The sequence below is a fragment of the Tranquillimonas alkanivorans genome, assembly GCF_900115595.1.
Lineage (GTDB): Bacteria > Pseudomonadota > Alphaproteobacteria > Rhodobacterales > Rhodobacteraceae > Tranquillimonas > Tranquillimonas alkanivorans.
This window is the reverse complement of the sequence record NZ_FOXA01000009.1, coordinates 137418-158598: the sequence shown is the minus strand read 5'-3', so window position 1 is coordinate 158598 and position 21181 is coordinate 137418. Positions and strand designations below refer to the sequence as shown.

At 67.6% G+C, this 21181-nt stretch carries 21 protein-coding genes; 10 read left to right on the top strand and 11 right to left on the bottom strand.

The window, feature by feature from the left end; all coding sequences use genetic code 11:
- The 5 genes from BM162_RS12690 to BM162_RS12670 form a co-directional block, all read left to right on the top strand.
- Positions 1-316, top strand: a 316-nt coding sequence (locus tag BM162_RS12690; RefSeq protein WP_143096156.1) for an integrase core domain-containing protein, incomplete at its 5' end; no start/stop codon positions are given.
- Positions 317-733: 417 nt separating this feature from the next.
- A complete protein-coding gene (locus BM162_RS12685) occupies positions 734-1123 on the top strand; it encodes an Hpt domain-containing protein (protein WP_143096155.1) in 390 nt (129 codons plus the stop codon).
- Positions 1124-1243: 120 nt separating this feature from the next.
- Positions 1244-1633: a response regulator gene (locus BM162_RS12680; protein ID WP_093422467.1), complete on the top strand. Its 390-nt coding sequence runs from the start codon at positions 1244-1246 to the stop codon at positions 1631-1633.
- Between the two features lie 28 nt (positions 1634-1661).
- Positions 1662-2147, top strand: coding sequence for a putative pterin-binding protein (locus tag BM162_RS12675; RefSeq protein ID WP_093422465.1), 486 nt, complete (start codon positions 1662-1664; stop codon positions 2145-2147).
- Positions 2144-3514, top strand: coding sequence for a sensor histidine kinase (locus BM162_RS12670; protein WP_093422463.1), 1371 nt, complete (start codon positions 2144-2146; stop codon positions 3512-3514). The genes BM162_RS12675 and BM162_RS12670 overlap by 4 nt, the downstream gene beginning before the upstream one ends.
- 13 nt (positions 3515-3527) lie before the next feature.
- On the opposite strand, the gene BM162_RS12665 is transcribed toward BM162_RS12670, so the two are convergent.
- A complete protein-coding gene (locus BM162_RS12665) occupies positions 3528-4733 on the bottom strand; it encodes an ROK family transcriptional regulator (RefSeq protein ID WP_093422460.1) in 1206 nt (401 codons plus the stop codon).
- 159 nt (positions 4734-4892) lie between these two features.
- Between BM162_RS12665 and BM162_RS12660 the strand changes: the two genes are divergently transcribed.
- The 4 genes from BM162_RS12660 to BM162_RS12645 all read left to right on the top strand — a co-directional run bounded on the left by BM162_RS12660 (position 4893) and on the right by BM162_RS12645 (position 8490).
- The gene (locus BM162_RS12660) at positions 4893-5909 is read left to right on the top strand and encodes a sugar ABC transporter substrate-binding protein (protein WP_093422457.1); all 1017 of its coding nucleotides are present in this window, start codon (positions 4893-4895) and stop codon (positions 5907-5909) included.
- A gap of 85 nt (positions 5910-5994) precedes the next feature.
- The gene (locus tag BM162_RS12655) at positions 5995-7059 is read left to right on the top strand and encodes an ABC transporter permease (RefSeq protein ID WP_093422455.1); all 1065 of its coding nucleotides are present in this window, start codon (positions 5995-5997) and stop codon (positions 7057-7059) included.
- Entirely contained in the window at positions 7059-7829 is a 771-nt protein-coding gene (locus BM162_RS12650; protein WP_218153093.1) for an ATP-binding cassette domain-containing protein, read from the top strand. Before BM162_RS12655 ends, BM162_RS12650 begins: the two co-directional genes overlap by 1 nt.
- A 28-nt stretch (positions 7830-7857) precedes the next feature.
- Positions 7858-8490, top strand: coding sequence for a nucleoside/nucleotide kinase family protein (locus tag BM162_RS12645; RefSeq protein WP_143096154.1), 633 nt, complete (start codon positions 7858-7860; stop codon positions 8488-8490).
- A gap of 6 nt (positions 8491-8496) precedes the next feature.
- Here the strand turns inward: BM162_RS12645 and BM162_RS12640 are convergent, their stop codons facing one another.
- The 4 genes from BM162_RS12640 to BM162_RS12625 all read right to left on the bottom strand — a co-directional run bounded on the left by BM162_RS12640 (position 8497) and on the right by BM162_RS12625 (position 12128).
- Positions 8497-9345 carry a metal ABC transporter permease gene (locus tag BM162_RS12640; protein WP_093422451.1) on the bottom strand — a complete coding sequence of 283 codons (849 nt, stop codon included), beginning with the start codon at positions 9343-9345 and terminating at the stop codon, positions 8497-8499.
- Positions 9342-10226 carry a metal ABC transporter permease gene (locus BM162_RS12635; RefSeq protein ID WP_143096153.1) on the bottom strand — a complete coding sequence of 295 codons (885 nt, stop codon included), beginning with the start codon at positions 10224-10226 and terminating at the stop codon, positions 9342-9344. The genes BM162_RS12640 and BM162_RS12635 overlap by 4 nt, the downstream gene beginning before the upstream one ends.
- Positions 10223-11128 carry a manganese/iron ABC transporter ATP-binding protein gene (locus tag BM162_RS12630; RefSeq protein ID WP_093422449.1) on the bottom strand — a complete coding sequence of 302 codons (906 nt, stop codon included), beginning with the start codon at positions 11126-11128 and terminating at the stop codon, positions 10223-10225. Before BM162_RS12630 ends, BM162_RS12635 begins: the two co-directional genes overlap by 4 nt.
- 94 nt (positions 11129-11222) lie before the next feature.
- A complete protein-coding gene (locus tag BM162_RS12625) occupies positions 11223-12128 on the bottom strand; it encodes a metal ABC transporter substrate-binding protein (protein ID WP_093422498.1) in 906 nt (301 codons plus the stop codon).
- A 161-nt stretch (positions 12129-12289) separates the two neighbouring features.
- Between BM162_RS12625 and BM162_RS12620 the strand changes: the two genes are divergently transcribed.
- Entirely contained in the window at positions 12290-12976 is a 687-nt protein-coding gene (locus BM162_RS12620; RefSeq protein ID WP_093422446.1) for a tellurite resistance TerB family protein, read from the top strand.
- Between the two features lie 190 nt (positions 12977-13166).
- Here the strand turns inward: BM162_RS12620 and BM162_RS12615 are convergent, their stop codons facing one another.
- The 6 genes from BM162_RS12615 to BM162_RS12590 all read right to left on the bottom strand — a co-directional run bounded on the left by BM162_RS12615 (position 13167) and on the right by BM162_RS12590 (position 21180).
- Positions 13167-14798, bottom strand: a complete 1632-nt coding sequence (locus tag BM162_RS12615) for an ABC transporter ATP-binding protein (RefSeq protein WP_093422444.1) — start codon at positions 14796-14798, stop codon at positions 13167-13169.
- A 1-nt stretch (position 14799) separates the two neighbouring features.
- The gene (locus BM162_RS12610; protein WP_093422441.1) at positions 14800-15927 is read right to left on the bottom strand and encodes an ABC transporter permease; all 1128 of its coding nucleotides are present in this window, start codon (positions 15925-15927) and stop codon (positions 14800-14802) included.
- On the bottom strand, positions 15920-16837 hold the full coding sequence (gene oppB, locus BM162_RS12605) for an oligopeptide ABC transporter permease OppB (protein ID WP_093422439.1): 918 nt from the start codon (positions 16835-16837) through the stop codon (positions 15920-15922). Before oppB ends, BM162_RS12610 begins: the two co-directional genes overlap by 8 nt.
- A gap of 110 nt (positions 16838-16947) precedes the next feature.
- Positions 16948-18537: a peptide ABC transporter substrate-binding protein gene (locus tag BM162_RS12600; protein WP_093422436.1), complete on the bottom strand. Its 1590-nt coding sequence runs from the start codon at positions 18535-18537 to the stop codon at positions 16948-16950.
- 187 nt (positions 18538-18724) lie between these two features.
- The gene (gene amaB, locus BM162_RS12595; RefSeq protein WP_093422495.1) at positions 18725-20224 is read right to left on the bottom strand and encodes an L-piperidine-6-carboxylate dehydrogenase; all 1500 of its coding nucleotides are present in this window, start codon (positions 20222-20224) and stop codon (positions 18725-18727) included.
- A 32-nt stretch (positions 20225-20256) separates the two neighbouring features.
- A complete protein-coding gene (locus tag BM162_RS12590; RefSeq protein WP_093422434.1) occupies positions 20257-21180 on the bottom strand; it encodes a dihydrodipicolinate synthase family protein in 924 nt (307 codons plus the stop codon).
- Between the last annotated feature and the right edge of the window lies 1 nt (position 21181).

The following is a 21181-nucleotide window of genomic DNA, read 5'->3' as shown; positions in this document are numbered from 1 at the left end:
TGAGTTCATCAGATCCGATAACGGGCCCGAGTTCGCCGCCCGAAAGGTCCGTGAATGGATCGAAGCCGTGGGCGCGAAAACTGCCTTCATAGAGCCCGGATCACCGTGGGAGAACGGCTATTGTGAGAGCTTCAACGCCCGCTTCCGCAACGAGCTGCTCGACGGGGAGATCTTCTACTCGCTCCGCGAGGCCCAGATCCTCATCGAACAATGGCGGCGCCACTACAATACCATCCGCCCCCATAGCGCCCTGGGCTACAGACCGCCTGCCCCGGAAGCCATCGTCACCGTCGACCGAAGGAGGGCAATGCATTAACAATCAACCTGGACCACTCGAATGGGGCAGTTCACAGTTGCTGCGGCTTCTGCATTCGATCGGTCGCTTTTGTCGCGTCCGTAGGCAGCCAGGGAAGCCGCTTCAAGCGGGCGCGCCGGATCCTTCAGCCTTGCAGTGGCCCATGCACCGCCTCATGCGAATCGCATTTGAGCAGAGGAATGCATCGACCAGGGATTGCTGACGCACTTTCCCGCCCGCACGCCGATACGCGATGATCAGGGGGTCGCAGCCAGGCCGGATGAGTAGCCTGTACAGCTGCGACTGCGGCGGACCGCAGAAGCGAAACTCCTGCGCTGCCACATTCCCTTCTCCTATATCGGCATGACGCGAGGGGGGACTTCCCAGCACGCACTTGCACAGTTATCACTGCAGCGCAGCCGGAAGTTGAGGATGTCGATGACCGATACCGTCAGAACCGATCTCGAACGCACCATGGCCGGGCTCCGGGATCACTTCCTGGGCGGTCTCGAAGCGGCTCATGCGGACATGCAGGAGAAGATCGTCCGGCTGGCGGGGAATACGCCGAGGGACGGTGATCTGGCGGCCTTGCGGGACCAGGTGCACCGTATCGCCGGCATCGCACCCGCGCTGGAACTATGGACGCTCGCCAAGGCCGCGGCCGCGGCCGACCGCCGGTTCATCGATGCAGAGGAGGCAGAGGGCGACGCGCGCGACATCGCAGAGGAGGCGGTCTCCCTCGCCGACACCTTGTGCTGTGAGATAGGGGACATTCTCGCAACGCTGCGGAACCCGTCCCCGCCGCTCGCCACGTCGTGCGCCTCCTGACCTCCGGCAGCCTGCGCGACCGGGGCTGAACCTGCGGTCGGACGCGACGCCGCACTTGCCTGCGAAACGCGGTTTCAGTAACAGCGCACCTCATCTCCTGCACGTCGCCGGGATACTGAGATGTCGAAGCTTACCACCATCCTCCACGTCGATGACGACGCCGACATGCGGGCCGTCGTCCAGGTTGCGCTGCGCGATCTCGGCGGTTTCGACGTGCGCCAGGCGCGCGACGGGGCCGAGGCCGTCGAAATGGCCGACGAATCCCGGCCCGACCTGATCATCCTCGACATGATGATGCCGCGCATGGACGGGCGCGAGACGCTGGCCGCGATCCACCGCCTGCCCGGCCTGAAGGACCTGCCCGCGATCTTCCTGACCGCGAAGACCGGGCGCGACGTGCAGGCGGCCGCTGCCAGCCCCGGCGTGCTGGGCGTGATCCTCAAGCCGTTCTCGGTAACGGCGCTGGGGGATCAGGTCCGGCGCAAGTGGAACGTGTGCGCAGCCGGCTAAGACCCGCAGAAGCCCTCGGAGCAGGACAATGAACACCGCATTCCGCATCGTGAGCCTCACGCTCGCCCTTCTCACGCCGGCCGCCGCGCTGGCGCAGTCGCTCGAGATCCGCGTGACAACCGAGGAAGGGACCGAGGTCGTCGAGTACACGGCCGACGAGCTTCTCGCGCTCGAAAGCTTCGAGATCGTGACCGGCAACGACTATGCCGACGAGGGCACGGTGTTCACCGGTCCGCGGATCCGCACGCTGTTCGAGGACGTCGCGCTCGAGCGCGACGACACGCTCTACCTCACCGCGCTCGACGACTTCAAAACCTTCATCCCGGTCGCCGAAATCTTCGACTATGACGGCATCATCGCAGTGTTGCGCGACGGCGAGCGCATGTCGCGCCGGGGCAAGGGACCGTTCTGGGTGATCTACCCGATGAGCGACTATCCCGAGCTTCAGGAGCCCATCTTCAACGACCGGCAGGCCTGGCAGCTTTCCCAGATCAAGGTCGATGTGACGCAATGACCTCGGGCTTCGCCATCGTTCGGTGGGCGCTTGCCGGGGTCGTCTTCGTCGCCCTGGGCGTCACGTCGATGTTCCTGTTCCAGCTTCAACCGGTCATCGACGACGTCTTCAACGCCCGGCGCGCGGGCCCGGTCTGGATCACCACCCGCCTCCAGTTCGAACTCGGGCGGCTGAACGAGACGCTGGCCGAATTCGCCAACCCCGCCCTCGATATCGACCCCGAGGAGGTCCAGCTGCGCTTCGACATCCTGTGGGCGCGGTACAACCTTTCGGAAGAGGGCCAGGAAGGGGTCCGTGCGGCGGAGGGCACCGAGGAGGTGGAAGTGCTCGACCGGCTCATCGCGGTCCTGCGCGCCGAGGAAGAGACGGTGTTTTCGCTCGAGCGGGGCGACTACGAGGAAGCGCTTCGTCTTCACGACGTGTTCACGGAATTCAGCGAGCCGCTGAACGACTACACCATCGCCGCAAAGGACGAGCAGGCGGCGCTGGACCATGCCGCGCGCACGCACCTCGTTTCGATGTCGAGCAGCATCCTTTACGTCAGCATCACGCTGGGCGTCGCGTCGTTGCTTCTGTCTCTGCTTCTGTTTCTCGAGGCGCGGCAGCAAAGGCGTAACTCGGCCGAGAAACAGCGACTGCTCGAGGAGTCGCGGCAGGCCTACAAGGCGAAGGGCGAGTTCGTCGCGACCGTCAGTCACGAGCTGCGCACTCCCATCGCCTCGATCCTCGGCACGACAGAGGCTGTCAACAGCGGCGCGCTTGGCAAGATCCCCGACCGGGCCGACGCGATGCTCCGCATCGCGCAGCAGAACGCCGAGCGCCTGGGCAAGCTGATCAACGACATCCTCGACTTCGAGAAGTCCGACACGGGCGACCTCAGCTACCAGATGGAGCCGATGCGCCTGGACGAGGTGGTCGAACAGGCCGTCCGCATCAACAGCCATTATGGCGAGCACGAGGGCGTGCGGATCGAGATATCGGCGATGGACCGACCGCTGCCGGTCCGGGGGGACGCGTCGCGCATCGAGCAGGTGATCGCGAACGTTCTGTCGAACGCCGTCAAGTTCTCGGGCGAGAGCAAGCTCGTGCAGGTCTCGTGCGAACGGATCGGCGGCGTCGCCCGCATCGCCGTGACCGATTATGGCATCGGCATTTCGCCCGAGTTCAGCGCGAAGGTCTTCGATCGCTTCAGCCAGGAAGACGGGTCCAGCACGCGCACCTTCGGCGGAACGGGCATCGGCATGAGCATCAGCCGCGCCATCGTTCAGGCGCATGACGGGCACCTTCACTTCACCAGCATGCCGGGCAAGGGGACGACGTTCTACATCGATTTGCCGCTGGACGAACAGGCGCAGGCCGCCGCCTGATCACGGTTGCACGTTACATCAGCATGCCCTCGGCAAGGTAGCTCTCGGCCAGCGGAAGATGTGCGGAGCCGAGCGCGCCGGCCACGGCGCCCAGCGTGCCGGCAAGCACCTCGGGCCGGTCCACGCCGCGGGTGTCTGCCTGCGCCATCTCCTCGCGGATGAGCCCGACGAGCCGCTCGCGCACCGCGGCCGGCACGCCGCCGTCGACGACCACCGCCGGCACGTCGAGCACGGCGGTGACCGAAATCGCCGCCGCCGTCAGGCTGCGCGCGGTCAGCGAAAGCCAGGGGGCCAGCACGTCCTCGAACCCGTCCCACGATTGCTCGTCCGCGCGGGCGAGCGCGGCGGGCCGGCCCTGCGCCTCCAGCATTTCTTCGAGCACGTAGAGCGAGGCGTTGTGGATCAACTGGCCGCCGCGCCCCCCCCCCTCGCCGCCCACCACGATGGACCCCAGCGCACCTGCGTTGCCCGTGGGACCGGTGCGGACGCGCCCGTTTAGCACGATGCCGCCGCCGACGAAGGCCCCGACGTAGAAGTAGGCGTAGTTCGTCTTCTCGGCCGCCGTCCCGAACACCTGCTCGCCGTAGCACGCCAGCGTCGCGTCGTTGCCCAGGTGGACGGCCAGGCCGGTGGGACCGCTCAGGTCGCGCACGAAGTCGAACGACTCCCAGTCCTGCATGTGCGAGCGCGGCGCGCCGACGAGGTCGAGCCAGTTCCAAAGCTGGTGCGGCGCCCCGATCCCAAGGCCCGCGATCCTGTCGCGACGCTCGGGCACGACGCCGGCGCGCAGATCCTCGACCCCCTCGACCACGAAGGCGGTGACCGTCGCGGGCGTCGGATAGGCATAGTCGAGCCGCCGCCGCCCGCGCACGGCGCCCGTCAGGTCCATCAGGACAAGGTCCGCGCGCCGCCGCCCGATCCTGAGGCCGAAGGAATACGCGCCGTCGGGGTTCAGCCCCATCGGGACTGACGGCTTGCCCACCCGCCCGCGCACGGGCGTGCCGCGCCTGAGCAGGCGGTCGGCCTCGAGCGACCGGGTGATGACCGACGCCGTCTGCGCCGAAAGCTGCGTGCGCCGGGCGATCTCGGCTCCCGGCAACGGTCCGCAGGCGCGCACGGTAGACAGGACCAGCCGTTCGTTGTGATTGCGCACGCCGCGGGGTGTCGCGCCCCCGGGCAGCCAAGAGCCCCTCTCTGCGTCGTGTCCTGCCTGCGCCATCTTGGTCCTCCGGGCCGCACCATGCGGGTGGCCGGTTAATAAATCAAGTTGATTTATATATTGACCCGGCGCCCGATTCTGCCCTTCAGTGTGTCACGCCGTCGCGGAGGAGCGGCGGGCGGCCGGGCGCGGTCCGGCCGTAGTATTCGGGAGGATCACATGAAGAAACTGCTCGCCTGTTCCGCCTTGGGTCTGGTCGCCGCCGCCAGTGCGGCCCACGCCCAGGACGAAACCACCGCCTGCCTGATCACCAAGACCGACACCAACCCGTTCTTCGTGAAGATGCGCGAAGGCGCGACCGCGAAGGCCGAGGAGCTGGGCATCAACCTGATGACCTTCGCCGGCCAGATCGACGGCGATCACGAAACCCAGGTGCAGGCGATCGAGACCTGCATCGCCTCGGGCGCCTCGGGCATCCTGATCACCGCCTCCGACACCTCGTCCATCGTTTCGTCCGTCGAGCAGGCGCGCGAAGCGGGGATCCTGGTGATCGCGCTCGACACCCCGCTCGACCCGATCGATGCGGCCGACGCAACCTTCGCCACCGACAACTTCCGCGCCGGCGAACTGATCGGCCAGTGGGCGCGCGAGACGCTGGGCGACGAGGCCGAGAACGCCCGCATCGCCATGCTCGACCTTGGCGTCAGCCAGCCCACCGTTGGCGTGCTGCGTGACCAGGGCTTCCTCACGGGCTTCGGCATCGACGTGGGCGACCCGAACCGCTGGGGAGACGAGGACGACCCGCGAATCGTCGGCCACGACGTCACCGCCGGTAACGAGGAAGGCGGGCGTCAGGCGATGGAGAACCTCCTGGCGCAGGATCCGATGATCAACGTCGTCTACACCATCAACGAACCCGCCGCCGCCGGCGCCTACGAGGCGCTCAAGGCCATCGGGCGCGAGAACGACGTGATGATCGTGTCGATCGACGGCGGCTGCCCGGGCGTGCAGAACGTCGGCGACGGCGTGATCGGGGCCACGGCGCAGCAGTATCCGCTGCAGATGGCGTCGCTCGGGATCGAGGCGATCGCGCAATACGCCGAGGATGGCACCCTGCCGCAGCCGACCGAGGGCAAGGAGTTCTTCGACACCGGCGTGCAACTCGTCACCGACCAGCCGGTCGAGGGGATCGAGTCGATAACCGTCGAGGAAGGGATGGAGCTGTGCTGGGGCTAAGGCCGCGGCCGCATCTCTGATACACTGACGCCGGGGCGGGCCCCTGCCCGCCCCGACCCACGCCTGTCACGGGAGGGACGGCGCGATGAGCCAATCCGACAGCTACGAAGACATCGTCAAGGCGCGGCGGGAGGAGAAATTCGCCGAGTTCGAGGACGAACGGAAGGGACTGCTTCACAAGTTCCACCATGCGCTCCACGTCACCCCGGCGCTGGTGCCGCTGATCGTGCTGGTCGCGTCGATCGTGATCTTCGGCGTTCTGCTTGGATCGCGCTTCTTCTCGCCCTTCGCGCTGACGCTGATCCTGCAACAGGTCCAGATCGTCGGCATCGTGGCCGCCGCACAGAGCCTCGTGATCCTGACCGCCGGCATCGATTTGTCCGTTGGCGCGATCACGGTGCTGTCCTCGGTCGTGATGGGCCAGTTTGCCTTTCGCTATGGCATCCCCGTGCCCGTCGCCGTCGCCTGCGGCCTGGCCTGCGGGGCGCTGTGCGGGGCGCTGAACGGCTTCCTGGTCAGCCGCATGAAGCTGCCGCCCTTCATCGTGACGCTGGGCACCTGGCAGATCATCCTGGCCACCAACTACCTCTACTCCGCGAACGAGACGATACGCGCGCAGGAGATCGAGGAAAGCGCGCCGCTTCTTCACCTGATGGGCGCGAAGTTCCAGATCGGCGGCGCGGTCTTCACCGTGGGCGTGGTGTTCATGATCGTGCTGATGCTCGTGCTCTCCTGGGTGCTGCGCTACACCGCGTGGGGCCGCCATGTTTACGCAGTGGGCGACGACCCGGAGGCGGCGCAGCTTTCGGGCGTGAACGTCAAGGGCACGCTCCTGTCGGTCTACATGCTCTCGGGCCTGATCTGCGCCTTCGCGGGCTGGGCCCTGATCGGGCGCATCGGCTCGGTCTCGCCCACCTCGGCCTACGAGGCGAACATCGAGTCGATCACCGCAGTGGTGATCGGGGGCATCTCGCTTTTCGGCGGGCGCGGCTCGATCCTGGGCTCGCTCTTCGGGGCGCTCATTGTGGGCGTCTTCACGCTGGGCCTGCGGCTTCTGGGGGCCGATGCGCAGTGGACGTACTTCTTCATCGGCGTGCTGATCATCGCCGCCGTGGCCGTGGACCAATGGATCAGAAAGGTGTCTGCCTGATGGAACCCATTCTCAACGCCAAGAACCTGGTCAAACGCTACGGCAAGGTCATCGCGCTCGACCACTGCGACTTCGAGCTCTATCCCGGCGAGGTGCTGGCCGTGATCGGCGACAACGGCGCGGGCAAGTCCACGCTCATCAAGGCGCTGTCGGGCGCGGTGGTGCCCGACGGCGGCGAGGTCTGGCTCGAGGGCGCGAGGGTGCACTTCCACTCGCCCACCGACGCCCGCGAAGCGGGGATCGAGACGGTGTACCAGACGCTTGCCATGTCCCCTGCCCTGTCGATCACCGACAACATGTTCATGGGACGCGAGCTGCGAAAGCCCGGCATCATGGGCAAGTGGTTCCGCCAGCTCGACCACAAGGCGATGGAGGATTTCGCCCGCAAGAAACTTTCGGACCTGGGCCTGATGACGATTCAGAACATCAACCAGGCGGTCGAGACACTCTCGGGTGGCCAGCGCCAGGGCGTCGCGGTGGCGCGCGCGGCGGCGTTCGGCTCGAAGGTCATCATCCTCGACGAGCCGACGGCCGCGCTGGGGGTAAAAGAAAGCCGCCGGGTGCTGGACCTGATCCAGGACGTGCGCAGCCGGGGCATCCCGATCATCCTGATCAGCCACAACATGCCCCACGTCTTCGAGGTCGCCGACCGTATCCACGTCCATCGACTGGGCCGGCGGCTCTGCGTCATCGACCCGAAGGACTACACCATGTCCGACGCGGTGGCCTTCATGACCGGCGCGAAAGAGCCCGAAGCGGTGGCGGCATGAGCCGCCGCGCCGTCCGCGGGACGAACGCGTGACCGAAACCGTGACCTTCGACGCCCTGCTCGCGCGGCTTCTGCCCCTGGCGCGGGGCGAGCATCGCAGGCTGGTGGCCGTCGCCGGGCCTCCGGCGGCCGGCAAGAGCCACGTGGCCGAGCTTCTGCACGCGCGGCTCGAAGAGGACGCGCCGGGCTGCTCGGCCGTCCTGCCGATGGACGGCTTCCATTTCGACGACATGCTTCTGTCGGCGCGCGGCGACCTGCCCCGCAAGGGCGCGCCGCACACGTTCGACACGGGCGGGCTGGTCTCGACCCTGAGCCGCATCGCCGCCGACGACGGCCAGTCCGTCGCGGTGCCGGTCTTCGACCGCGCGATCGAGATCGCCCGTGCCGGCGCCCGGATGATCGGGCCCGAGGCCCGGCTGATCCTGGTTGAGGGCAACTACCTTCTGCTCGACGATCCGGAATGGCGCACGGTCACGTCGCTCTTCGACCTGACGGTGATGGTGGACGCGCCCGAGGAAGTGCTGGCGGCGCGGCTGGCGGCGCGGTGGTCCGACCTTTCCCCCGACCTCGCGCGCCGCAAGGTCGAGGAGAACGACCTGCCCAATGCCCGGCTGGTGCTGAGGCAAAGCCGCCCGGCGGACCTGCGGCTCTCCTCGGACTGACGGCGTTCAGGACGCGGCGGCGCGGCGACGCGAGGCCGCGCGCGTGACGCGCACCCGCCGGATGAAGGCCACGACGAACAGCGCCGTGAGGATCAGGATGACCGTGGGCGCGGGCGCACTGTCGAGGAAGAAGCTCGCATAGGTCCCCGCCAGCATCGAGAACAGACAGACCCCGACCGCCACCGCCAGCATCCGCCCGAACCGGCGCACGGTCAGGAACGCGATGGCGCCGGGCGCGATCAGCAGGCCGATGGCCAGGATCAACCCGGTCGAGGACAGCGTCGCCACGATGGTCAGCGACAGCACCGACAACAGCCCGTAATGCAGCAGGTTCACCCGCAGCCCGCTCGCCTGCGCCTGCGCGGGGTCGAAGGCATGCAGCAACAGGTCCTTCCACTTCAGCAGCAGCGCGGCAGACACGGCGAGCGAGATCAGCCCCGCCGTCCAAAGGTCCTGCGGCCCCACGCCCAGCATGTTGCCGAACAGCACGTGGTCCAGATGCTCGTTCGTGTGGATCGAGGTGTAGAGGATGATCCCCACCCCGAACATGCCCGAGAACACCACGCCCATCACCGTGTCCTGCTTTACCCGGCTGTTTTCGCTCAGATATCCGGTCAGAAGCGCGCAGGTCATCCCTGCCCCGAACGCGCCCAAAATCAGCGGCAGGCCCGTGATCCAGGCCAGCACGATGCCGGGCAGGACGGCGTGGCTCACCGCGTCGCCCATCAGCGCCCAGCCCTTGAGCACCAGGAAGCACGACAGAAGCGCCGTCGGCACCGCGACCATGGCCGCGATCAGGAACGCGTTCTGCATGAACGGGAAGGCGAACGGCAGGAGGAGCGTCTCGAGGGTCATTCCGCCGGCTCCCGCGTTGCCTGCGCCCCGGGGTTACGCACCGCCTCTGCCGCCTTCCGGCGGGCAGCGAGCACCCCGTGCTTCGGCGCGAAGACGAAGGCTGTCAGGAACAGCACGGTCTGAAGCGTCACGATCACCCCGCCCGTCGCCCCGTCGAGGAAATAGCTGGCATAGGCGCCCAGGAAGCTCGTCACCGCGCCGATGGCGACCGACACGATCAGCAACCGCGGAAAGCGGTCGCACAGAAGGTATGCCGTCGCCCCCGGCGTCACCACCATCGCGATGACCAGGAACGCCCCCACCGTCTGCATCGCCGCCACGACCGCCGCCGACAGCAGCACGAAGAACACCCCCTTCAGCAGCCCTGGCCGTAGCCCGATCGAGCGGGCGTGGCTTTCGTCGAAGAAGGTCACCATCAAGTCCTTCCACTTCGCCATCAGCACGATCAACGAGACGACGCCGATGATCGCCAGTTGCAGCGTGTCGCTTGGCGTGATCGCCAGGATGTTGCCCATGGTTATGGTCTGGATGCTGACCGACATCGGGTTGATCGAGACCAGGAACAGCCCAAGCCCGAAGAACGAGGTGAAGATCAGCCCGATGATCACGTCCACCTTCAGTCCCGACCGCTCGCTCAGAAACAGCATCGCCCCCGCCGCCAGCCCGCCGGCGATGAACGCACCCAGCGCGAAGGGCAGCCCCAGGATGTACGCACCCGCCACCCCCGGCACGACCGAGTGCGAAAGCGCGTCTCCAATCAGGCTCCACCCCTTCAGCATCAGGTAGGCCGACAGGAAGGCGCAGACCGCGCCGACCAGCGCCGAGACCCACATCGCGTTGGTCATGTAGCCGTAGCCAAAGGGTTCGAGCAGCAGGCTCACTCGCCGTCTCCCCGCACCTGCGTCCGGTTGCCGTAGCGCACAAGCGGCCGCTCGTCGTCGGTGAAGATCGTGATCTCGCGCGGGTCGTCGTCGTGGTCTTCGTGCAGCTTCGCCCCGCCCAGCGTGAAGTGCCGCAGCACGCCGCCGAAGGCCCGTTCGAGATTGGCGCGCGTGAACGTCGTCTCGGTCGGCCCATAGGCCAGCACCGTGCCCTTGACCAGCACGGTGCGGTCGCAGAACTCGGGCACGCTGCCAAGGTTGTGGGTCGAGACCAGCATTACCCGCCCCTCGGCCCGCAACTCGCGCAGCAGCGCGACGATCTGCTCCTCGGTCTTCACGTCGACGCCGGTGAACGGCTCGTCGAGCAGGATCACCCGACCCTCCTGCGCCAGCGCACGCGCCAGGAACACCCGCTTGCGCTGACCGCCCGACAGCTCGCCGATCTGGCGGTGGCGGAACTCGCCCATATTCACCCGGTCGAGCGCGGCGTCCACCGCGGCACGGTCGGCGGCCGAGGGGCGGCGCAGGACCCCCATGTGTCCGTAGCGGCCCATCATCACAACGTCCTCGACCAGCACCGGAAAGGCCCAGTCGACCTCCTCGGATTGCGGAACATAGGCCACGAGGTTGTCGCGCAGGGCCTGCTTGACGGTCCGGCCCAGAAGCCGGATTTCGCCGCGCGAGGCCGGGACGAAGCCCATGATCGCCTTGAAGAGCGTCGACTTGCCCGCCCCGTTCACGCCGACGAGCGCGGTGACCGTGCCGCGGGGGATCTCGAAGCTCGCGTCGTGCAGCGCCGTGTGGCCGTTGCGGTAGGTGACCGTCACGTTGCGGGCGAAGATGCCGCCGCCCGGCCCGTCGGGCGCGGTGCGGGTCGCTGGATCCGCCGTCGTGTCGAGCATTCGGCCTCCTTCATGCCCGGCGTCGTGCCGGGGCTTCATCTAGCTGGGCCATGCGGCCCGGACAGCCGCAGGCCCGGACGTGCGACGCTGCGGCTCAGCCGCCGGCGGGCGCCAGCGCATCGGCCACCGTCTCGGACGTGACGCGCAACAGGTCGAGGTAGGTCGGCACCGGCCCGTCAGGCTCGGACAAAGAGTCGACGTAAAGCACGCCGCCATACTCCGCCCCCGTCTCGCGCGCGACCTGCTGCGCGGGGGCGGTGTTCACCGTGCTTTCGCAGAAGACGGCGGGCACGTCGTTCTCGCGCACCCCGTCGATCACCGCGCGCACCTGTTGCGGCGTGCCCACCTGGTCGGCGTTCATCGGCCAGAGATAAAGCTCCTGCATGCCGAAATCCCGCGCGAGATAGGAAAACGCGCCTTCGCAGGTGACCAGCCATCGCTCGTCCTCGGGGATGGCCGCGATGCGGTCGCGCAGCGGCTCGATCGTGGCGCGGATCTCGTCCTTGTAGGCGGCGGCGTTCGCCTCGTAGGTCGCGGCGTTCTCCGGATCCTGGTCCGCCAGCGCGCCGGCGATGTTGTCGATATAGACCATCGCGTTGTCGAGCCCCATCCAGGCGTGCGGGTTCGACTGCCCCTCGTATGCGCCCGAGGCAATGGGGATGGGATCGATCCCGTCGGTCAGCGTCACGGCGGGCACGTCCGAGAGGTTGCGCAGGAATTGCCCGAACCAGAGCTCCAGGTTCAGGCCGTTCCACAGGATCAGGTCGGCGTCCTGCGCCCGCACGATATCCTGCGGCGTCGGCTCGTAGCCGTGGATCTCGGCCCCCGCCTTGGTGACCGACACGACCTCGGCCGCGTCTCCGGCCACGTTGCGCGCCATGTCGGCGAGCACCGTGAAGGTCGTGACGACCTTCAGCGGATCGTCCGCCTCCTGCGCTGCGCCCGGCAGCGCGACCAAAGTGGCAAGCATGGTCGTCGCAAACAGCGATCTTTTGCGCATCAACGCCCCCGTCGCGATGTTTTCATGCGCCATAGCTAGGGGGCGGACGTGGGTCCGTCAACAATAATGCAAATCATTCTCAACTTTGCCCGAGCCGGCCTCGGCGCGGGAACGCGACGCCACCGGGCGCATTGAGCGAGGTCACACAGGAGGATTGTGCCATGAGTCTGAAGCGCGTACTCGGAGTGATGCTCGCCTCGCGGATGGCCGGCCGCGGACGCCGCCGCGGCGGGCTGGGCACGGCCGCAATGCTGGGCGGGCTGGGCCACCGCCGCCGTGGCCTCGGCGGCAAGCTGGGAATCGCGGCGCTGGGGTACATGGCCTACCGCGCCTACCAGGACCAGCAGGCGAAAGGCGGCACTGGCAAGACAGGATCGGCCTCCGGCGGCATCGGAGGCATGATCAAGGACGTGGCCGACAAGCTGACCGGCGGCGGCACCGCCCAAGGCGCCGAGCCAGCCGCGTCCGACGTGCAGGAGCAGGAGCGCGCCGCCGAAAGTTTCAGCGATGACACGGCGCTGCTGCTTATCCGCGCGATGATCACCGCCGCCTATTCCGACGGCGCGCTGTCCAACGCGGAACGAGAGCGCATCCCGGGCGAGATCGAGCAGGCGGACGCGGACGCCGAAGACCGGCGCGTGATGGAGCGCGAAATCGCCAATCCCCGCCCCCTCGACGAGCTGCTGGCGCAGGTGAACGACGAGGAGACGGCGCAGGAATTCTACCTCGCCTCCCGCGCCGCGCTGGACGGAGAAACTGCGCACGACCGCGAATACCTCGCCGCTCTGCGCCGCCGCCTGAACCTGTCGGAAGAGGACGCAGCCGAGGCGGAGGAACTGGCCTCCTGAGGCGGAACGCGAAAGTACGTGTTAACAATTTCTTGCCGCACCCACCTCATGCGATGACCGAGGTGCGGCAAGCGTTGCGACGATCGCCGCTGACGCGGGCAGCGACGAGGCTGCTTCAGAGAAAAGACGGCATTATCCCCGTAATTACCGTATTTTACATATACTTACCGGACTCTCTTGCGGCGCTACCTCAAGTCCCCGTTCGCGCCGCCGGGCGCAGGAGAGACGTCAGGTCGAAGGCCGCGCGCATCAGCGTCCGCGTATAGTCGGTCGTCGGATGGTCGAACACGGCGTCGACCGGCCCTTCCTCGACCACCTCGCCGTTCTTCATCACCATCAGGTAGTCTGACAGCGCCCGAACCACGGCAAGGTCGTGGCTGATGAAGACGTATGACAGCTCGTGCTCGACCTGGAGCCGGCGCAACAGCTCGATCACCTGCTTCTGCACCGAGCGGTCGAGTGCCGAGGTCGGCTCGTCCAGCACGATCACCTGCGGGCGCAGGATCACCGCGCGGGCGATGGCGACGCGCTGGCGCTGCCCGCCCGAGAATTCGTGCGGGAAGCGGTTGCGCATCGACGGGTCGAGGCCGACGTCGCTCATCGCCTCGGCCACCCGGCGCTGCCGCTCCTTCCGGCTCAGTCCCGGCTCGTGCACCTGCAACCCCTCGGCGATGATCTCGCCGGTCGTCAGGCGCGGCGAGAGCGAACCGTACGGGTCTTGGAACACCATTTGCAGGCCCTTGCGGTAAGGCCGCATCGCCGCGCGGTCCAACCCCTCGATATCGTTGTCGAGGTAGACCACCCTGCCCGTGCTGGGCAGCATCTGCAAAAGCGCCCGGCCCAGCGTCGACTTGCCCGAGCCGCTTTCGCCCACCACGCCGATCGTCTGCCCCTTGCGCAGCGTCAGATTGATGCCGCGCACCGCGTGAAGCTGCGTGTCGGGCCGAAGGAAGCCCTTGGGCCGGCCGAAGGTGACCTGCACGTTCTCACCCCGCAGCAGCACCGGCGCGTCGGGACCGACCGGCGCCTTGTGCCCCTCGGGCTCGGCGGCCAGCAGCATCCGGGTGTACTCGGTCTGCGGGGCGTGGAAGACTCGCTCGGTCGGGCCCTCTTCCTCGACCAGCCCCTTGTTCATCACATAGACGCGGTCGGCGAAGGCCTCGACGATGCCGAGGTCGTGGGTGATGAACAGGATCGACATGCCCAGCCGCGCCTGAAGGTCGGCCAGGAGCTGGAGGATCTCGGCCTGGATGGTCACGTCGAGCGCGGTCGTGGGTTCGTCGGCGATCAGCAGGTCGGGGTCGTTGGCCAGCGCCATCGCGATCATCACGCGCTGGCGCTGCCCGCCCGACAGCTCGTGCGGATAGGCGCTCATCCTTGCCTTGGCGTTGGGGATCTGCACCAGTTCCAGAAGCTCGAGCACCCGCGCCGAGGCCTCGCGCTTCGACAGGCCGCCATGCACGCGCAACGGCTCGCTCAACTGGTCCTCGATGGTGAACAGCGGATCGAGCGAGGTCATCGGCTCCTGGAAGATCATCGTGACCTTGACCCCCCGGATATCGTTGAGCGCCTTGAGCGGAAGCCCCACCAGTTCCTGCCCGCGGTAGCGGACCGAGCCCTCGACCCGGCCGTTCGAGGCCAGAAGCCCCATCGCGGCCATCATCACCTGGCTCTTGCCCGAACCGCTTTCGCCCACCACGGCGACGGACTCGCCGGGGTTCACGTGCATCGACACGCCGCGGACGGCCCGCACCTCGCCGTCGGGCGTGTCGAAAGTGACGCGGACGTTGTCGACGTCGAGTACGCGTTCCTGCTCGGCCATGTCAGCGGTCCTTCGGATCGAGTGCGTCGCGCAGGCCATCGCCCAGGAAGTTCAGCGCGAACAGCAGGATGGTCATGGTGGCCGCCGGATAGAACAGCATGAACGGCGCGTTGCGCATGTTTTTGGCCCCTTCCGCGATCAGCACGCCAAGCGAGGTCAGCGGCTCCTGCACGCCCAGGCCCAGGAACGACAGGAAGGATTCCAGCAAGATCACCTTGGGGATCAGGAGCGTCATGTAGATGATCACCGTGCCCAGCGTGTTGGGGATGATGTGGCGGCGCAGGATGTCCCAGCCCGACACGCCCAGCGTCTCGGCCGCCTGCACGAACTCGCGCCGGCGAAGCGAAAGCGTCTGCCCCCGCACGATCCGCGCCATGTCGAGCCATTCGACCGCACCCACGGCGATGAACATCAGCACGAGGTTTCGCCCGAAGAACACCACCAAAAGGATCACGAAGAACACGAAGGGCAGCGAATACAGGATGTCGACAATGCGCATCATCACGTTGTCCACGCGCCCGCCGACGAAGCCCGCCGTCGCGCCGTAAAGCACCCCGATCAGCAGCGCCACGCCCGTGGCCAGCGCACCGATCATCAGCGAGATGCGCAGCGAAATCAGGATGCGCGAGAACAGGTCGCGCCCGTTGGCGTCGGTGCCCATGAGGAAATAAAGCTGCTGCACGTCCGCCACCATCGTGGCGCTCAGCCCGTCCTCGGCGATCTCGGTGATCTCGGCGTTCGAGAACACGTCCGAACGGTCGACGTACCGGGTGATGCGCGGGTCGATCTCGCGGCTCGAGGACAGGCCGATGACCACCTCGCCGCCGCCGACCTCGATCGACTCGATGTCGACCCGGGCGCGGCGCAGCGCCGTCTCGGCCGAGGGTATGATCTGCGCCTCCTGCGGATAGGGCTCGAGGCTGGGGTCGACCTTCACGAACTCGGGATAGACCTCGGCATAGCTGTGCGGCGCGAGCATGGGGCCGAAGATGCCCGCCAGCGCCAGCACGATCAGGATGACGAGCGACGCCATCGCGGCGCGGTTGCGTCGCATCCGGATCATCGCGACGGCCCAGAGCGAGCGGCTGCCGGCGGCGACCTCGGGGGTGTTGGTGGCCAGATCAGTCATAGCGGACCCTCGGGTCGAGAAGCGCGTAAAGCAGGTCGACGATCAGGTTGAAGACCACGACGAAGACCGCGACGATCACCACCGTGCCCATTACCAGCGTGTAGTCCCGCGCAAGCGCACCGTTGACGAAGAACCGGCCGATGCCGGGAATGTTGAACACCTGCTCGATCACGATCGAACCGGTCAGAAGCGCGGCGGCCGCGGGCCCGAGATAGCTGATCGCGGGCAGGACGGCCGCGCGCAGGGCGTGCTTGATCACCACCATCCGCGCCGGCAGTCCATAGGCGCGCGCCGTGCGCACGTGGTCCGAGCGCAGCGCCTCGATCATCGAGCCGCGGATCAGGCGGGCGATCACCGCCACCTGCGGCAGTGCCAGCGCGATGACCGGCAGGATCATCTGGTCCCAGCGGCCCCAGCCCTGCGCGGGAAGCCAGCTCAGGATCACCGCGAAAACCAGCGACAGGACCGGCGCGACGACGAAGTTGGGCACCGTGATGCCGAAGGTCGCGACGGCGATGACGCCGTAATCGGCCCGCGTGTTCTGGCGCAGCGCCGCGATCGAGCCCAGAGCGGTGCCGATCACGAAGGCCAGCAACAGCGCCGTCATGCCAAGCTGCATCGACACCGGCAGGCCCTGGCCCAGGATCTCGTGCACCCGCATGTCGCGATAGATGAACGACGGGCCCATGTCGCCGCGCAGCAGGTTGCCTAGGTACATCGCGTACTGTTCCCACAGCGGCCGGTCGAGCCCGAAGGCCTCGTTCAGGTTGGCCATCACCGTGGGCTCCAGTGCACGCTCCTGGTCGAACGGACCACCGGGGGCGATCCGCATCATGAAGAACGCGGCCGTCACGATGATGAAGATTGTCGGTATCGCGCCCAGTAGCCGGCGCAGGGCGTAAGCGAGCATGGCCGCTTCCTCCGGTCTGACAGGGCGCCCGTGCCGGGGCGCCCCGAGAGGGCCGCGGTCTCGCCCGCAGGCCCCGGGCGGGTCAAGAACCCGCCCGTTGCAACGTCACGTCACTGCGCGATCGACAGGAACCGCGTCGGGTGCACGTTCTGGATGTTGTCCTCCCAGCCCTGCAGCGCATCCGCCACGAGCGAGCGCGAGGAGTAGAACAGCAGCGGGATCTGCGGACTGTCGGCGAGGAACGCCTCCTCGGCCTGGGCCAGGATCTCGGCGCGCTCGGCCAGGTCGGTCGTGCCCGCGGCCTCGTCCAGCAGACCGTCGTATTCCGGGTTCTCGTAGTTGCCGTAGTTGAAGCCCGGGTTGTCGGCGCGGTTCAGGAACAGGAAGTTCTGCGGATCCGAGTAGTCCCCGATCCAGCCCGCGCGCGCCACGTCGTGCACCTTCTCGTCGCGCAGCATGGCATAGTGGGCCGAGGCGTCGCGGACGTTGAACGTCGTCTCGATCCCCAGCACCGACCACATGTCGGCGATGGCCGTGGCGGTCGCCTTGTGGTTCTCCGACGTGTTGTAGCTGATCTCGACCTCGAGCGGCGTGTCGGGGCCATAGCCGGCCTCTTCCATCAGCGCGATGGCCTGGTCCTCGCGGTCCAGAAGCGACATGTCGGCCCACTCATAGGTCGGCGGGTTCTCGACGTAGTTACCGATGCCCGGCGGCACCCAGCTGTAGGCCGGGATCATCGTGCCGCTCCAGATCTCGTCGGCCAGGAACTGGCGGTCGATGACCATGCTCATCGCCTGGCGCACGCGCGGATCCGAAAGCTTCTCTTTGGCGGTGTTCACGCCGTAGTAATAGACGCCCAGGTACGGGGTCACGTGCACGGCGTCGGGATATTCGTCCTGAAGGCGGGCGATGTCCTCGGCCGGCAGGTCCGAGCACGAATGTACCTCGTCGGCCTCCCAGGCACGGACGCAGGTGGCGCGGTCCTCGAACGGGACATAGTTCACCTGCGCGATCGACACGCTGTCGGCGGCGTGGAACTCGGGGTTCTTCTCCAGCACGATACGGTCGTTGAGGATGTTTTCCTCAAGCGTGTAGGCGCCGTTCGACACCATGTTCTCGGGCTGCACGAAGTCGCTGCCGTGCTCCTCGACGCTGGCGGGATGCACCGGCAGGCCGGTCTGGTGCGTCAGAAGCTCCAGGAAATACGGCGTGGGCGTGTCGAGCGTGATCTCGAGCGTCTTTTCGTCCACGGCCCGTACGCCCAGCTCCTCGACCGGCATGTCGCCGGTGTTCACTGCCTGCGCGTTTGCGATGGGATAAAGGATGTTGGCGTATTTCGCGCCCGTCGCCGGAGCCATGATGCGGCGGAACGAATAGACGAAGTCCTCGGCCGTCAGCGGGTCGCCGTTCGACCAGTTCGCGTCCGCGCGGATGTTGAAGGTCCAGACGGTGCCGTCGTCCGAGATTTCCCAGCTTTCCGCCGCGCCGGGGATCACCTGCGCGCTGCTGTCGTAGATCACGAGCCCTTCGTACAGGTCGCGCAGGATGTTGGCTTCGGCGATGGTCGAGGTCTTGTGCTGGTCCAGCGTCTCGGGGTCGCTGTCGTTGCCGCGGATATAGGTCTGCGCGTCGACGGCCCCCGACAGGCCAAGCGTCAGCACCGCCGCGAGCGCGGTGCCGGTGAAGAGCGTATGCTTCATTGGGATTTATCCTCCACTGTGGTGGCGCCACGATAGGAAGGCGGTGGTTGCCGATGCAAGGCTTGCCACCGCGTGGCGCGGCGTCACTTCTGGCCAAGTCCCGGCGCGCCGGCGGGTTTCCACCGATGACCAAGTTTTGAAGAGGATCACGCAGTCGGCGGGACGGCGCACCGCCCCGCCGGATCGCTCAGATGTCGAACTTGATGCCCTGCGCCAGCGGCAGGTCGCGCGACCAGTTGATCGTGTTGGTCTGCCGCCGCATGTAGCCCTTCCAGGCGTCCGACCCGCTCTCGCGCCCGCCACCGGTGTCCTTCTCGCCGCCAAACGCGCCTCCGATCTCGGCGCCCGAGGGGCCGATGTTGACGTTGGCGATGCCGCAATCCGACCCCACGGCGGACAGGAACTGCTCGGTCTCGCGCACGTCGGTCGAGAAGATGCAGGACGACAGGCCCTGCGGCACGGCGTTGTGCATCCCGATCGCGTCGTCGAGTTCGCGGTATTTCATCACATAGAGGATCGGCGCGAAGGTCTCCTCGTGCACCACGTCCGTCTGGCCCGGCATCTCGACGATCGCAGGCTTGACGTAGGCCGCCCCCGGATACTGGTCCTCCAGCGCGCGCCCGCCGCCGTGGACGATGCCGCCCTCGGAGTCGGCGCGCTTCAGCGCCGCCGCCATCCCCTCGGCCGCCGCCTGATCGATCAGCGGGCCGACCAGCGTGCCCTCGGCCAGCGGGTCGCCGATGGGCAGCCCCTCGTAGGCCGAGATCAGGCGCGGCACGAGTTGGTCATAGACGTCCTCGTGCACGATCAGCCGGCGCAGCGAGGTGCAACGCTGCCCCGCCGTCCCCACGGCCGAGAAGACGATGGCGCGCACCGCCATCTCGAGGTCGGCCGAGGGCGCGACGATCATCGCGTTGTTGCCGCCGAGTTCGAGGATGCAGCGCCCCAGCCGCCCGGCCATCGCCGTCGCGACCTTCCGCCCCATCGGGACCGAGCCGGTGGCCGAGACGATGGCAACGTCGCGGGAGTCGGTCAGCGCCTGCCCCAGGTCCGCGCCGCCGATCATCGTCTGGATCAGCCCCTCGGGCGCGTCGCCGAACCGCTCCATCGCGCGTTCGCAGATGCGTTGCACCGCCAGCGCCGACAGCGGCGCCTTCTCCGACGGCTTCCACAGGATCGGGTCGCCGCACACCAGCGCCAGCGCCGCGTTCCAAGCCCAGGGCGCGACGGGGAAGTTGAAGGCGGTGATGATCCCGCAGACCCCCATCGGGTGCCATGTCTCGCGCATCGAGTGGCCGGGCCGTTCCGAGGCGATGGTCAGGCCGTAAAGCTGGCGCGACAGGCCCACGGCGAAGTCGCAGATGTCGATCATCTCCTGAACTTCGCCCAGCCCCTCCTGATAGATCTTGCCACAGTCGAGCGACACGACCCGGCCCAGGTTCTCCTTCTCGGCGCGCAGCTCCTCGCCCAGAAGCCGCACCAGTTCGCCCCGCCGCGGCGCGGGCACCTGCCGCCAGGCGCGGAAGGCGTCGCTGGCGGCCGCGATCATCCGCTCCGCGTCCTCGCGCGTGTGGCTCTTCAGCCGCGCGATCTCGGCCCCGTCCACCGGCGTCGTCACGCTCAGGTCGCCGCCCTGAAGCCGGTCGCCCGTCAGCCCGCTCGCCGCCAGAATATCGTCGTAGGACATGTGTTCTTCTCCCGTCTTGGGGTGCGCCTGCGTCACCCGAGCTCCTTCAGTCGTCTCTCCTGCCGCTCGATCAGCAGGTCCACCTCGGCCCGCGCGGCGGCGCTCAGGCCGGCGCCGGGCTTGCGCAGCGCTGCACTCGCGATGACGCCGCGCCGGGCCAGCACGTACTTGCGCACGGCCAGCCCCAACCCCGGCTGCTGTTCGTAGCGCGCCAGCGGCAGGTAGGCGTCGAAAAGGTCGCGCGCGCGCCCGGCGTTGCCCGCCTCCGTCTCGCGCACCACGTCCACCATCATCTCCGGGTATCCGAAGCCCGTCATCGCCCCGTCCGCGCCGCGCGCCATCTCTTCGGGCAGGAACAGCCCGCCGTTACCGCAGAGGATCGAGATGCGGCGGCTCAGCGTCCCGGGCTCGCGCAGGGCCGAGATCTTTGCGAGCCCCGGCCAATCCTCGTGCTTGAGGCACACGCAGGTCGGCAGATCGGCCACGATCCGCGCGATGACCGAGACGGGGATGTGGACGCCGGTGGCGAGCGGGAAGTCCTGCAGGACGAAGGGCGCGTCGCCGATGAACTCCGCCGCCTGGTGATAGTAACTCACGATCTGGTCGTCGGTCTTCAGGCTGCCGGGCGGCGCGATCATCACGCCGGCCGCGCCGTCGTCCATCACCATGTCCGACAGCGCCTTCATCTGCGCGAAGCCGGGGGCCGACACGCCCGCTACGACCGGCACCCGCCCGTCCACGCGGGCGAGGATGCGGCGGACGACGGTGCGCGACTCCTCAAGCGTCAGCTTCGGCGCCTCGCCCATCATCCCCAGCACCGTCAGCCCCGTCGCGCCGGTGTCGAGGTAGAAGTCCACCATCCGGTCGGTGCTTTCCAGGTCCAGCGCGCCGTCCTCGTGGAACGGGGTCGCGGCGATCACGAAGACGCCGCGCGCCTCCTCGGTCAGTCGGGTCATC

Coding starts and splice junctions, on each gene's coding strand:
- BM162_RS12660 (WP_093422457.1), top strand. CDS start 4,893: ATGAAGAAACTGCTCGCCTGTTCCGCCTTGGGTCTGGTCGCCGCCGCC.
- BM162_RS12620 (WP_093422446.1), top strand. CDS start 12,290: ATGAGTCTGAAGCGCGTACTCGGAGTGATGCTCGCCTCGCGGATGGCC.
- BM162_RS12675 (WP_093422465.1), top strand. CDS start 1,662: ATGAACACCGCATTCCGCATCGTGAGCCTCACGCTCGCCCTTCTCACG.
- BM162_RS12665 (WP_093422460.1), bottom strand. CDS start 4,733: ATGGCGCAGGCAGGACACGACGCAGAGAGGGGCTCTTGGCTGCCCGGG.
- BM162_RS12685 (WP_143096155.1), top strand. CDS start 734: ATGACCGATACCGTCAGAACCGATCTCGAACGCACCATGGCCGGGCTC.
- BM162_RS12640 (WP_093422451.1), bottom strand. CDS start 9,345: ATGACCCTCGAGACGCTCCTCCTGCCGTTCGCCTTCCCGTTCATGCAG.
- BM162_RS12680 (WP_093422467.1), top strand. CDS start 1,244: ATGTCGAAGCTTACCACCATCCTCCACGTCGATGACGACGCCGACATG.
- BM162_RS12625 (WP_093422498.1), bottom strand. CDS start 12,128: ATGCGCAAAAGATCGCTGTTTGCGACGACCATGCTTGCCACTTTGGTC.
- BM162_RS12650 (WP_218153093.1), top strand. CDS start 7,059: ATGGAACCCATTCTCAACGCCAAGAACCTGGTCAAACGCTACGGCAAG.
- BM162_RS12670 (WP_093422463.1), top strand. CDS start 2,144: ATGACCTCGGGCTTCGCCATCGTTCGGTGGGCGCTTGCCGGGGTCGTC.
- amaB (WP_093422495.1), bottom strand. CDS start 20,224: ATGTCCTACGACGATATTCTGGCGGCGAGCGGGCTGACGGGCGACCGG.
- BM162_RS12600 (WP_093422436.1), bottom strand. CDS start 18,537: ATGAAGCATACGCTCTTCACCGGCACCGCGCTCGCGGCGGTGCTGACG.
- oppB (WP_093422439.1), bottom strand. CDS start 16,837: ATGCTCGCTTACGCCCTGCGCCGGCTACTGGGCGCGATACCGACAATC.
- BM162_RS12610 (WP_093422441.1), bottom strand. CDS start 15,927: ATGACTGATCTGGCCACCAACACCCCCGAGGTCGCCGCCGGCAGCCGC.
- BM162_RS12590 (WP_093422434.1), bottom strand. CDS start 21,180: ATGACCCGACTGACCGAGGAGGCGCGCGGCGTCTTCGTGATCGCCGCG.
- BM162_RS12615 (WP_093422444.1), bottom strand. CDS start 14,798: ATGGCCGAGCAGGAACGCGTACTCGACGTCGACAACGTCCGCGTCACT.
- BM162_RS12630 (WP_093422449.1), bottom strand. CDS start 11,128: ATGCTCGACACGACGGCGGATCCAGCGACCCGCACCGCGCCCGACGGG.
- BM162_RS12655 (WP_093422455.1), top strand. CDS start 5,995: ATGAGCCAATCCGACAGCTACGAAGACATCGTCAAGGCGCGGCGGGAG.